An 11,345-nucleotide genomic window follows, 5' to 3' on the forward strand; every position below is an offset into this window, starting at 1 on the left:
ATTGAAGTTAAATTAAATTTCGATGAAATTAAATCGGTTAAGTTAGATATTAGTGAGGGTTTTAACCCTAGAAGAAGAATTGCTTTGGTTTCAAGAGCTATACCTTCTAATGCTGCAAGTAGAAGTAGGCCATCTTCAAGAGAAGCAAGTCGGTTTGGGAATGAAAGTTCTCCTATAAGAAGAAGAGCTCCTGAAGATAAAAATAGTAATCAATCAGAAATAAATAACTTTGGTGAGAGACGAAACACATCTCGCAATGAAGCTAAAACAGGATCAAGACCTAGAATAAATCGGAAAGTTTCTAGACAAGATAATATTTCTTCGCCTGATGATTCTTCTCCATTAAGAAAGAAACCTACTAGATCTCCTATCAGGCAGCAAACTTCAACAGCTCAAGTAGAAGATGCTTCATTCAAAGATACTAATCAAGTCAAAAAAACACGTGAGACTCGTAGAGTAAGCTCTTCAGCGAGATCAAGTTCAAAAAATCAAAATGGTAGATATACCGTTGGAACAGACAAAAGGAAACCTAGAGATAACAGTTCTAGATTTGATGATTAATTATAAAATTCCTGCCCATTTTAAAAACGATTGTTGACTAAACAATTCAATCAGAATTATCGCTAGGAATCCGATCATTGCAAATCTTCCATTAATAATTTCAGAATAATTACTCCATCCGAATTTATATTCATCTTCAATATCTATTGATTGTTCAGCTAATTTAATATCTGTAGTTTGTTCATTGATATTATTCGCATCTTTTTCTTTGTCAAAAGAACTCTCATTCACTAAATTAGAGGCTTCTGAGTTACTTTGTTCTTCTTTAGAATTCATTTTTTTTACTAGTCTCTAAAATTATACTTATCAGAAGTCAATAATTTCCAGTCTCCTTTTCCATTTAACTCTAAAATATTTTCATGAAAATCTTTCAAGCTTGGTCTGTGTCCAACACTAATAAGAGAAAGCTCCCTTTTTTTTAGTAGACAGTATAGTTTTTTTTCGGTTTCAATATCTAAAGCACTTGTTGCCTCATCAAGTACTGCAAATCTTGGAGAATTTAGTAAAAGCCTAGCAAAAGCTAATCTTTGTTGTTCTCCTAAAGAAAGTATTCTTGGCCAATCTTGTTTGATATCAAGATTAGGATAACGATCGACTAAGGATTGCAAATTTACTTCATGAAGTACAGAAGTAAGATGATCATCACTAAATTTTTTTACTTCTGTGGGATAACATAATTGCTCTCTTAAAGAACCTAGTAACATGTAAGGCTTTTGTGGAATGAATAATAATTCCCCAATTTTTGGTTTTTTTATTACTCCATGATCGGGCTCCCATAAACCACTAATCATTCTTAGTAAAGATGTCTTTCCACATCCAGAAGGTCCTACAACCAAAAGTGATTGATTATTGTCGATACTCAAATTTAAATTTTTAATTATTGTTTTATTTGAACCTGGTGGGCATAGGTCAGCATTATTAATAAGAATAGAGGGATAATCTGAAATAACCTTTCGATTTATTGTAGGGCTAGATTGACTTATAGATTCGACTTTTGATTGGAATCCTTCTAATCTTCCAATCCCAGCAGTAAACTTTGCAAGTTCTTCTATTTGATTAACAATGAAAAACAATGAACCTTCGACCATTCCAAATGCAAAGCTTGCCTGAATAAAGCGACCATAATCAATATCCCCTTTAAAGTAAGGTATTGCCATTATTAAATATGGAAAGAAATTTCCAGCATAATTAATGGATCTTCTCATGACATCAATTATTACTCTCCATATAATCAGTAAATTAAAGTTTCTCACAACTTCTCCTAATCGCCTTTCGGTTTCACTTCGCTCAGGATTCTCTCCAGAGTAAAAGGCTATTGATTCAGCATTATCTCTAATATGCACTAATCCATATCGAAAATCTGCTTCGTATCTGAGTTGATCAAAGTCTATCTTTACAAGATTTTTACCAGCAATTAAAAGGATAGAAGTAGCAAATGCAGCATAACCAAATAAAGAAAAAGTAAGTGTTGTACTAATACTCCATAAAATAAGAATATTAAGTGAAAATGTTAATAGGGCATCAAAAATACCTAAAGTGAAAGAAAGACTTTGTCCGGTAAAAGCTCTGGTATCATCTGTGATTCTTTGATCAGGATTATCTACATCAGTTTGTTCTTCATCATTGGGATTTAATTGGTAATAAGCTTTATTAGTCATATAATCTTTGACTAAACTTTTCGAAAGCCATTCTCTCCAAATTATTCCTAATTTATATGTAAAAAATATTTGTGAAACACGTATTGGTAGAGCTATAGCGAAACAACACGCGTAAATCCCTAATATACGATAAAACCCATCTTCTTGTTTTTCTACCAAAGCATTTGTTAAATCTCTTGCTATAAATCCTATTCCTGCGTTTATTCCGTTTACAGCTAAAAGCATTAATACAATTATTGCAAGGAATAACCAATGTAACCATCTACGGTTTTTTAATTGACGTCTTAAACTAAAAAAGCTGCCTGATCCAATCAGAAATAAGGCAGAGAAAAGCAATCCCCAGCTACCAGCCCAAATTGAATTGACAGTACTTACTACACCTCCGAAATACTTTTCAAGAAAAATTGGTTGAAAGCTTTCAAAAAAACTGATTATTCCTGTAAGGCCAACAAGTACTACTCCACCAACACAAAATAAAAGAGAAATCAAAAGCCATATGAATTGAAATCCATTACATTGGTCAATGGGAAGAAAAAATGGCTGAGATAGTTTCCTTAATTTTTGTAATTGGTAAAGTATTTTGGATTTATTTTTAACTGCTTTATTCATTACTCGACAAATTTTATAAAATAAATTATAACTTTTAGAAGTCTATTGACCAAAGCCAATAAATGAAAGTACCCAGTCAGGTAAATTTAAGTAATTCAAAATTGTTGCATCAAATTCATGAACTTTTGGAAATGATTTATCTAATAACCACCATAAAAGGAAAGGTAAATTAAATAAAATTTGTAATTGCCATTTATAAGTTAAAACTTTCCAAATTTTTATTAACTTAGTTTTGAGTGAATCGTCTAGATCTTCCCAATTTTTTGAGATTAAATTGAATAAATTTTTGGATTCAGTATTTAAGGAATCTGGAGTATTCATTTTGTTTTTACTTATTTATAACCCAAAAACATTTCTTTCGAGAGTTTTAACCTGGGGGCCAATTCATTTTTCTTCCAGATAAAAAATGAATATGCAAATGAAAAACTGTTTGTCCGGATTCAGCTCCAGTATTAATTACTGTTCTCCAATTAGTTAAATTTTTTGATTTAGCTATTTTACTACCAACAAACATTAAATGCCCTAATAAATTTGCATCTCCTTCAATACAATCTAATAAACTAATAATTGGCTTTTTTGGGATCACTAAAAAATGTACTGGTGCTTGTGCTTGGATATCATTAAAAGCAATACAAAACTCATCTTCATAAAGCTTATCGCAGGGTATTTCTTTATTAATTATTTTTTGAAATATTGTAGTTTCAGTCATTAGATTAATTAATAGAAATTACGTCTTTTTCGTTGAACCCTTCCTTTATAAGTTCTTTGTTCAAATCATCTTTTGATGTAACTCTATCAACAAATAATATTCCGTTTAAGTGATCCATTTCGTGTTGAATACACCTCGCCAGAAGTCCATCTGCTTTCATTTTACGTGGTCTCCCCATTTCATCTCTAAATTTTAATTTTATAGTTGATGGTCTTACTACATTCAAATATACGCCAGGTATACTTAAGCAGCCTTCTTCGTATGAATTAAGGGTTGTTCCAAAGTCTGTAATTTCTGGATTGATTAATATTAGAGGTTCTGCTGCTGAATCTTCAAAATTTACATCTATGACAAGAAGCTCTTTATTGATACCAATTTGAGGTGCAGCAAGTCCAATTCCTTTAGCTGCATACATGCTTTGAAGCATTTCTCTAGCAAGTTTTCTAATCGATTCATCAACCTTAGTTATTCTTTTGGAATTTTGTCTTAATACATCATCACCAAGTTTATAAATGTCTAGAGATGGCTTACCTGTTTGTTCTTTTGCAATTTTTTCCGCGCTCCCAATTGTTTTTGACTTTTTTGCAAGTTGTGAAAAATGGTTAGCCACGTTAAAAAAGTTTTTAATTAAGAGTTTAGCTATAAAAATACTAGCACTTTAATTTACGTTCTTTATAATTTTTAAATGAGTAATGATGATAAGCTAAGAGTTAGTAAAACAGAATCTAAAAAAGCTTTTAAGGAATTAACTATTATTAGGGATACAATTTTTTGGATTGATGTTGTTGGTGAAGGTCAAAATGAAAATGCAATTTTTGCAAGACCATTTAATGACAAAGAAGCGTTTCCCCAGAAATTAACAAGTAAAAAATATAATATTAAAAATAATTTTCATGGATATGGTGGTAAATCTTATAAATGTATAGATTTTAATAATAATTTTTATTTGATATGGATAGATCAGATTACAAAGGCAGTATGGTTTCAAATTTTTAGAGAGGCAGCATCAAATTATAGAAGCCAAAATAAATATCTCGTTTCAGTTCAAGAACCTAGTCAACTATCTAAATCAATTGATGGAAATTTTGATTCTTCATTTGTCATTTCTGAAAAATTTTTTTTGTATGGAATTTGCGAAATAAATAATAGAGATTATTTATTTTCATTAAATTTAAAAAAAACTAAACAAGATATTCATCTAATAAAAAAATTTAAAAATTTTGCTGGAGAATTATCTTCTAATAAATCTGCTAACTTACTTTCTTGGATAGAGTGGGATTCTCCATATATGCCCTGGGAGAAAAATGAGCTGTTTTTTGCTCAAATAGATTTAGATGGCGAGATACAAAAAATAAGAAAATTCTCAAATAAGCTGATAAATTTCAAAAAAAACGTTTCTTTTTTTCAACCCTATTGGATAAGTGAAACACTTTTAGTATGCTCTGAAGATAGTTCTGGATGGTGGAACTTATTGTTTTTAGATGTTAGTAAAATTGAGAATATTGTTATTAAGAAAAGAGTACAGAGAAATTTGATTGAATATGGATCACCGCAATGGGTAACTGGAATAACATTCTTTTCAGGGACAATAAAAAATTTATTTTGTATAGCAAAAAAAGAAAATAGTTTAATAGTGGAACAATATAAAGATCTTGAATTTGTTAAAGAATTTTCTACTCCTTTTACCTCAATAGGTGATTTCAGTGTTTTCCGGGAAAAAGTTCTTTTAAAAGGTTATGGATCTGATTTTTTGGGAATTGTATTTGAAATTGATTTTGCACAAAAAGTTTTATCAAATTTTTCTGAGCAGATATTTTTTGAACATATAAAAGATTGTTCAAAACCTGTAACATTTTGGTTTAAAGGTTTTGAGGCCCAATCTACTCATTCTTTTCTTTATAGGCCGCTTTTCGACAATTTTAGAAAGCCACCGCTCCTTGTTAGAGCACATAGCGGACCGACTTCATGTTTTGATGGATCATATAATTCTGAAGTTCAATATTGGACGTCGAAGGGATTTTTTGTTGCTGAAGTTAATTATGGAGGATCATCAGGATTTGGCAAAGCATATAGAGAGAGGTTGAACTATAAATGGGGTATTGTTGATTCTTATGATTGCAAAGCACTAGCTCTTGAATTGATTAAATCAAATCAAGTTGATAGTGAAAAAGTAGTAATTTTTGGCAATAGTGCTGGTGGGTTAACTGCACTTAATTGTTTATTATATGGGTCTATTTTTACAGCAGCAATTTGTAAATATCCTGTTATTGATTTGAAGGATATGTATTACAACACTCATAGGTTTGAAAAAGATTATTTAAATTCTTTGGTAGGAAATTATGCAAAAAATCATGATGATTATATAAATAGATCACCGATAAATCATATTAACAAAATAAAAAAACCTATCTTATTGTTTCATGGAAAAAAGGATGCAGTTATTTCTTATAAACAAACTTTAAAAATTAAAGAGATTTTGATTCAGAATAATAAATATTCAGAAGTTATTTTTTTTGATAATGAAGGGCATGGTTTTAGAAATATTGAAAATAAAGAAGTAGTAATGCAAAAATCTCAGGAATTTTTAAAAAATGCTTTAAATATTTAAGAATTGATTTTTAGAAAATCAATAGTATCTTTTAATTGTTCTATAAACATATCAATTTCTTCCTTATTGGTTGTGAAATTCATGCTGATTCTAGCTGTTGATTTAATTCCAATGTATCTGTGAAGAGGTTGACAGCAATGGTGACCACTTCTGATGCAAATTCCTTTTGAATCAAGAATTTCAGCAATATCATTTGAATGTATATTTTTTATATAAAAAGTGGCAAGTGAGGCTCTGTCTGGATCTATCTCAGGCGATGGACCTATGATTTCAATATTTTCTATTTGATTTAATTTTTCAAATAAATATTTAGTAATAGTCTTTTCATATTCATGAATTTCATTCAATCCAATATTGTTAATATAATTAATTGCTTCTGCAAGACCTATTGCTTCTGCAATGGCTGGAGTTCCAGCTTCAAATTTGTGTGGTAGCTCTGCCCAAGTACTTGTCTCTTCAAAAACATCTTGAATCATTTCCCCACCTCCAAAGAGAGGAGGAATTTTTTCTAGGATTTCTTTTCTTGACCAGAGGAAACCAATACCTGTAGGACCGCATAGCTTATGTCCTGATCCAGCTAAAAAATCTATATTAAGATCAATCACATCCAGTTTTTGATGGGCTAAACTTTGGCATGCATCTATTAATACTAAAGAACCTTTTTGTTTAGCTAATTTAGTTATTTCTTTGATTGGATTACAGCAACCTAAAGTGTTACTAACATGTACTATGCTAACAAGCTTAGTTCTAGATGTTAGTTTTGATTTAAAGTCGTCTATATCTAATTTCCCATCTTTATCTATACCTATAAATTTTAATTTGCATTTATTTTTTGCTGCAACCATTTGCCATGGAACAATATTGCTATGATGCTCCATTATTGACAAGAGAATTTCATCATTTTCTTTTAATGAATATTCGCCCCATGATCTAGCTACTAGATTGATTGCCTCAGTAGCATTTCTTGTAAAAATAATTTCTTTTGCTGAATTCGCTTTTATATATTTGCTAATTAAATATCGTGCATTTTCAAATGCTTCTGTTGCTTTAGCACTTAATTGATGTGCACCTCTATGTACATTAGCATTAAAGTTTTTGTAATATTCATCAATTTTTTTTAAGACTTGTACTGGTTTTTGTGTGGTTGCAGCATGGTCTAAATAAATAATTTGCTCATTACTTTTTAAGGTCTTATTTAAAAGAGGAAAGTCTTTCTTAGTTATTTCAGGAAAATTTTGAATCGTTTCCATTAATTCTCATTTAAAAGTTTATCAAGCAAATCCCATTTATCTTTTGAAATGGGAATAAATGAAATTATTTCTTGAAAGTAAGAACTTAATTGTAGTTTACTTGCTTCTGTTAATGTGATTCCTCTTGTTCGCATATAAAAAAGTTCTTCTTCATTTAGTTGCGAAATTGTAGCCCCATGCTTGCATTTGACATCATCAGCAATTATTTCTAATTGAGGTTTGGTATCTATTTGTGCGAGATTTGATAAAAGTAAATTTCTGCTTAATTGGGAAGCATCAGTTCTCTGGGCAATTTTCGGAACTATTATTGAACCTTCAAATATTGCATGTGATTTATCATCAGCAAGTGATTTATTAATTTGATCTAGAAATCCATTTGGGCCATTAAATTCTATTTTTGTATAAGTTGAAATTTGCTCATCTTTTTTTGTTATTTGCATACCTTTGATATTTGTTTTAGCGTTGCCCGCAGATTGTTTAATACTAATTTCAAATCTCGCGTAATTGAATTTGAAATGTAAAGATCCTAAGTTGTATACACTATTTTTTTGTTGAATTACATTGAGAGAATTTAATAGATTGGAACTGTTTTCACCGTAAGAAACAACACCATGATTTACTGAACTATTTTCTTTCAAGCAAAAGAAAGTTGATTGAGATAATGAAGAGTTTTCTTTACCAAGATTTACTTGTAATAATTCAACATCACAATTCTTTTCTAAAAATATTACGAGGGTTTTTGCGTTTAAAGAATTACTTGATGCATGACTAAAAATTTCAATAGGAGGAATTTTTGATCCATTTATTTTTAATCCCAAAATATTATTTTTACAACTTAAAGACAGATTTAGTAAGTCACTCCAATTTTCGTTTTGCTTAAAAAAAGATATCTGTTCCTTGATATATTTTTGTAATTCATCCTCACTTAATTTCTGTATTGAATAATTTTTCTCTATTAATTTAGTTTGGCAATTCTCACCAATTATTAATCTAATAGTACTTTGAGAATTTTTCGGATATGGTATATCAAATTTTGAATCTTTTTCATTAATTGAGTAATCTAAAAAGTTTGACAATTTTGATTTATTTGAAAGTCTCCATAGTTCACTTTTAGGATTAGGGAGAGGGCTTGATTGTAATTTATGAAGACAGATTTTTTGTATTTCTGTTAGGTTATTATCCGATTTATTGGTTTTTATTTTTTCAATAATTTCCATTTGTTTAGGTCTCTTTTATAAAGTTATCAGTCCATTCATACCCTTTTTCCTCAAGCTCTAGAGCTAGATCACTCTCACCAGTTTTTATGATTTGTCCGTCTGACATAACATGGACATAATTTGGTTTAATTTCATCTAATAATCTTTGATAGTGGGTAATAAGTATAATTCCAGTTTGTGCATTAGATATTTTTTTAATTCCTGATGCCACTATTCTTAGAGCATCGATATCAAGACCAGAATCGGTCTCATCTAATATTGCTATCTTAGGCTCAAGTAAAGCCATTTGCAGTATCTCATTTCTTTTTTTTTCACCTCCGGAAAAGCCTTGATTTACACTCCTTGATAGGAATGCCTGATCCATTTTCACAATTTCTAACTTTTCTTTAACTAATTCTTCAAAATCAAAAGTATCCAATTCTTCTTTGTTGAGGAATTTCCTTCTAGCGTTAGTTGAAACTCTAAGAAACTCAAGATTACTTACACCTGGAATCTCAATTGGATATTGAAAACCGAGAAAAATTCCTGATTGAGATCTCTCTTCAGGTTCTAGAGAGTTGATGTTTTCACCTAAAAATTTTATGTAGCCATTTGTAATATTATACGAGGGATGTCCTGCAATGATTTTCGAAAGAGTACTTTTGCCACATCCATTTCTTCCCATAATGGCATGGATTTCTCCAGGATAGACAGTAAGTGAAACTCCTTTTAAAATTGGAAGATTATCAATAGATGCAGAGAGATTTTCAACTTCTAAAATTGGATCTGATTCTTTCATTTTATTTTGCATTTCAGTTTAGAAATTGATTAATTAACCTACTGATCCCTCTAGTTTAAGTGCCAGTAACTTATCTGCTTCAGCAGCAAATTCCATAGGTAATTGATTAAATACATCTCTGCAAAAACCGCTGACCATCATAGATACTGCCTCCTCAAATTCTATACCTCTGCTTTGGAGATAAAAAAGTTGGTCTTCTGAGATTCTACATGTGCTTGCTTCATGCTCAATTTCAGAATTGGGTTGTTGAGATTTTATGTAAGGGAATGTATTTGCAGAAGCTTGATCCCCTATTAACATTGAATCACATTGACTGTAATTTCTTGATCCTGTAGCTTTTGTTCCCATTTTGACAAGACCTCTATAGCTATTTTTTGAGTTACCTGCACTAATACCTTTGCTAACAATAGTTGATTTGGTCTTAGGACCAATATGGATCATTTTTGTGCCAGTATCTGCTTGCTGAAGATTATTGGTGAGAGCCACTGAATAAAATTCTCCTACAGATTCTTCCCCTAAAAGAAGACAGCTAGGATATTTCCATGTAATTGCAGACCCTGTTTCAACTTGAGACCAGCTAATTTTACTTCTCTTACCTAAACATTTTCCTCTCTTGGTGACAAAATTAAAAATTCCGCCAATACCTTCTTCATCACCAGCATACCAATTTTGCACTGTAGAATATTTTATTGAGGCGTCGTCTAATGCTATAAGCTCTACAACTGCTGCATGTAGGGTATTTGTATCAAACATTGGAGCTGTACAACCTTCTAGATAACTTACAGAACTTGATTCTTCAGCAATGATTAATGTTCTTTCGAATTGTCCTGAATCTCCACTATTAATTCTGAAGTAGGAAGATAGATCCATAGGGCAGGTAACACCTTTTGGGATATAAACAAAAGAACCATCACTAAAAACTGCAGAATTTAGTGCTGCAAAATAATTATCACTAGCTGGAACTACTGTACCTAAATATTTTTCAATCAAATCCGCGTGATTTTTTACTGCTTCACTAATTGAGCAAAATATAACTCCATGTTCAGCAAGTTCTTCTCTAAAAGTTGTGGCTATAGAAACACTATCAAAGACAGCATCTACTGCTACATTTGTAAGTTTTTTTTGCTCCGTGAGGGGAATTCCTAATTTGTCAAAAGTCTCAAGAAGTTTGGGATCAACTTCATCTAAGCTAGAAATTTTCTCTTTTTGCTTAGGAGCAGAGTAATAAATAATATCTTGATAATCAATTTTTTTATATCCTAATGCTGCCCAATCAGGCTCTTTCATTTTTTGCCATTTTTTAAAGGCTTTTAATCTAAAATCAAGAAGAAATTTTGGCTCTTCTTTTTTCTGTGAAATTAATTTTATGATATCTTCATTTAATCCCTTTTCTATTTTTTCAGTTTCAATATCAGTAACGAAACCATATTTGTAAGGCTCTTTTACTACATCTTTAACTAAATTTTCGTTGACCATGTTATCAAAAATAACTTATTACAATTAGCTTTATATACTTTAACGAAAGATACCCCCAATATTGAGTTTTTTTCCTTTATTAAAACTAAAAATTAATGTCTAATCATCTTGATCCCTTGTCTAACCCATTAAACGTAGAAACTATTCAAGAAATTGATAATCTTGATCTACCTATAATGCAGAAACATCATTTAAGAATTCTCGCTCATTGCCTTCAGATTTTAAAAATTATCAATGTAGATAATAGTTTGGAATATCAAAATAAAAATCCCCTGAGAGAATGGTGTGATAACCAATCCAAAAAATTTGATGATAAAAAATTTAGTGATCTTTTTTATGAGCAGTTAGAATCTACTTCCAAAAAATTAAGTACTTTTTCAAAAAAAATAGGTAAAAGTATTGAGGATTTAGAGATAGATGATTTAGTACTTCTAGTTGAACAACGCTGAATTCTCTTTTTATTTAAATGATCCCGAAGA

General features: G+C 30.5%; 11 protein-coding genes and 1 pseudogene. 3 read left to right on the forward strand and 9 right to left on the reverse strand.

Annotated features, from left to right (window positions below):
• Positions 1-90: pseudogene (locus HA145_RS00380) on the forward strand (photosystem I assembly protein Ycf4); the annotation flags it as partial.
• Between the two features lie 471 nt (positions 91-561).
• On the opposite strand, the gene HA145_RS00390 reads toward HA145_RS00380, so the two are convergent.
• Genes HA145_RS00390 through def form a run of 5 tightly spaced genes read right to left on the reverse strand, consistent with a single transcriptional unit; the run spans position 562 to position 4,147 of the window.
• A complete protein-coding gene (locus tag HA145_RS00390; RefSeq protein ID WP_209127360.1) occupies positions 562-837 on the reverse strand; it encodes a chlorophyll a/b-binding protein in 276 nt (91 codons plus the stop codon).
• 8 nt (positions 838-845) lie between these two features.
• Positions 846-2,828 carry an ABC transporter ATP-binding protein/permease gene (locus HA145_RS00395; protein WP_209127361.1) on the reverse strand — a complete coding sequence of 661 codons (1,983 nt, stop codon included), beginning with the start codon at positions 2,826-2,828 and terminating at the stop codon, positions 846-848.
• 42 nt (positions 2,829-2,870) lie between these two features.
• Positions 2,871-3,149, reverse strand: a complete 279-nt coding sequence (locus HA145_RS00400) for a hypothetical protein (protein ID WP_209127362.1) — start codon at positions 3,147-3,149, stop codon at positions 2,871-2,873.
• A 46-nt stretch (positions 3,150-3,195) separates the two neighbouring features.
• Positions 3,196-3,537, reverse strand: coding sequence for a histidine triad nucleotide-binding protein (locus HA145_RS00405; protein WP_209127363.1), 342 nt, complete (start codon positions 3,535-3,537; stop codon positions 3,196-3,198).
• A 4-nt stretch (positions 3,538-3,541) separates the two neighbouring features.
• Positions 3,542-4,147, reverse strand: a complete 606-nt coding sequence (gene def, locus HA145_RS00410) for a peptide deformylase (protein ID WP_209127364.1) — start codon at positions 4,145-4,147, stop codon at positions 3,542-3,544.
• 75 nt (positions 4,148-4,222) lie between these two features.
• Between def and HA145_RS00415 the strand changes: the two genes are divergently transcribed.
• On the forward strand, positions 4,223-6,145 hold the full coding sequence (locus HA145_RS00415; RefSeq protein WP_209127365.1) for an alpha/beta hydrolase family protein: 1,923 nt from the start codon (positions 4,223-4,225) through the stop codon (positions 6,143-6,145).
• On the opposite strand, the gene HA145_RS00420 is transcribed toward HA145_RS00415, so the two are convergent.
• From HA145_RS00420 to sufB, 4 genes are read right to left on the reverse strand one after another with little or no spacing between them, the layout of a single operon-like run.
• On the reverse strand, positions 6,142-7,395 hold the full coding sequence (locus tag HA145_RS00420) for an aminotransferase class V-fold PLP-dependent enzyme (protein WP_209127366.1): 1,254 nt from the start codon (positions 7,393-7,395) through the stop codon (positions 6,142-6,144). The two genes, HA145_RS00415 and HA145_RS00420, sit on opposite strands and share 4 nt — an antisense overlap.
• Positions 7,395-8,612 (reverse strand): SufD family Fe-S cluster assembly protein, encoded by a 1,218-nt coding sequence (locus HA145_RS00425; RefSeq protein ID WP_209127367.1) that lies wholly within the window; start codon positions 8,610-8,612, stop codon positions 7,395-7,397. The genes HA145_RS00420 and HA145_RS00425 overlap by 1 nt, the downstream gene beginning before the upstream one ends.
• A 4-nt stretch (positions 8,613-8,616) precedes the next feature.
• Positions 8,617-9,402, reverse strand: a complete 786-nt coding sequence (gene sufC, locus HA145_RS00430; protein ID WP_209127368.1) for a Fe-S cluster assembly ATPase SufC — start codon at positions 9,400-9,402, stop codon at positions 8,617-8,619.
• 21 nt (positions 9,403-9,423) lie between these two features.
• Positions 9,424-10,866: a Fe-S cluster assembly protein SufB gene (sufB, locus tag HA145_RS00435; protein ID WP_079298087.1), complete on the reverse strand. Its 1,443-nt coding sequence runs from the start codon at positions 10,864-10,866 to the stop codon at positions 9,424-9,426.
• A 95-nt stretch (positions 10,867-10,961) separates the two neighbouring features.
• On the opposite strand from sufB, the gene HA145_RS00440 reads away from it, so the two are divergent.
• Positions 10,962-11,315: a hypothetical protein gene (locus tag HA145_RS00440; protein ID WP_209127369.1), complete on the forward strand. Its 354-nt coding sequence runs from the start codon at positions 10,962-10,964 to the stop codon at positions 11,313-11,315.
• The last annotated feature ends 30 nt before the right edge of the window (positions 11,316-11,345 follow it).

It is taken from the genome of Prochlorococcus marinus XMU1411, assembly GCF_017696075.1.
Lineage (GTDB): Bacteria > Cyanobacteriota > Cyanobacteriia > PCC-6307 > Cyanobiaceae > Prochlorococcus_A > Prochlorococcus_A marinus_V.